The 1,433-nt window shown below is 68.3% G+C and carries 1 protein-coding gene; it reads right to left on the reverse strand.

All coding sequences use genetic code 11. From position 1 onward, the window contains the following. Positions 1 to 1,415: autotransporter domain-containing protein (locus tag NTD82_RS07960; RefSeq protein WP_262128307.1), on the reverse strand; the 1,415-nt coding region annotated here is incomplete at its 3' end. Between the last annotated feature and the right edge of the window lie 18 nt (positions 1,416 to 1,433).

The following is a 1,433-nucleotide window of genomic DNA, read 5'->3' on the forward strand; positions in this document are numbered from 1 at the left end:
TCGCCGAAGGCATGCCGCCAGCCGAGGCTGCCGCGCGGGGTCAGGGTGGTGCCGTTACCCAAGGTGAATTGCTTGCCAGCGCGCAGGCCGACGGTGGTGAAGGTCGCGTCCTGTTTCGAACTGGCCTCCAACGCACCCGCCCCGCCTTTCTCGCGGCCGGTGTCGCTGTCGTAGTTGACGTAGGCGATGCCGGCGAACGGTTCCAGTGCCACACCGCCAGCTTCAACGGTGTAGCCCACTTCGCCGAAGACCTGCGCGGTGCCGGCCTTGTACTTGGCTTTCAGCTCTTCGTTGTAGCTGCCCGCTGCGACATGCCGTTTGCTGTCGATGTCGTGCCAGCTATAACCGGCGCCCATGCGTGCGGCAAAGGCGTCGAGTTGGTAGCTGAGGTAGGTGGCCAGGTGGTAGCTGTCGACCGACGCATCCGAGTTGCGCTTGCTGGCATCGAGGCTGGTCTTGGTGTAGCCCGCCGCGATACCCGCGCGCCATTCGTCATTCAGGTTGTTGTCGAAGCCGAGCATGAAGCCGGACAGGTCGCGATCGACGCTGGCGGCGCCATGGCTGCCGTCGTTGTTGGACCAGCCGCCCAGGGCGGTGATCCAGCCCACGCCCTGCCCTTGGCAACCGCTGCTGCTCTGCTGTCCGCTGGTCGGTGCCAGCACGCTGCGCGGGTCGCCGTTGCCGCAATCGCCCTGACGCATGCGGTCATTGACGGTGTTGCGCAGGTAGCGGGAGTCCTCCAGCAAGACGCTGGCGGTGCTGGCGTGGATTTCGCCGGACAGGCTGTCGAACGCGGCCTGCGCCGCGGCGCGGTCCATGCTGGTGATCGCGCTGCGCAGGCTGGCCGGCGCGGCGGCCGAGTCCAGGGCGGCGGCGACGCCACGCTGGTTGTCGCTGAGGGCGACGTCGGCGAAGGCGACGCCGTTGCGCGCCACCGACAGGCTGACGTCGTTGCTGCCGTACACCAGGCGGGTGTCGATGAACGCCAGGTTCGAGGCCACGCCGAGGCTGCTGAGGTTGTCGCTGTCGAACTTGCCGGTGATGCCGCCGTCGGCGGTCAGCAAGGTGTAGGTGGTGTCGCCGGTGTACGGCTGCGCCGCGAACACGTTCAGCGTACCGGCCAGGTTGGCGGTGCCGCCCACGGCCAGGTAGCTGGTCGGCAGCGGGGTCAGGTTGATGCTCAGGGTGCCTTCGCTGGCGTTGGTGAAGTCGCCGGTGACGGTCAGGTTGCCGTTCGGGCCGGGCTGCACGGTGCCTTTGTTGATCACGCTGTTGACGGTGCCGGTGCCGGTGAGGCCGGCGCGGTTGGCGACGACGATGTCGGCCGCCAGGGTATTGCCAACCGGCGCGGCGAACAGGGCCATGCGCGCGAACGCGGCCACCGGCGCGGCAGCGGCGGCGACCGTTTCACCCACTTGCAGCACGCCTTCCTG

The sequence above is a fragment of the Pseudomonas sp. 5P_5.1_Bac1 genome, assembly GCF_025466015.1.
In the GTDB taxonomy this organism is placed as follows: Bacteria; Pseudomonadota; Gammaproteobacteria; order Pseudomonadales; family Pseudomonadaceae; genus Aquipseudomonas.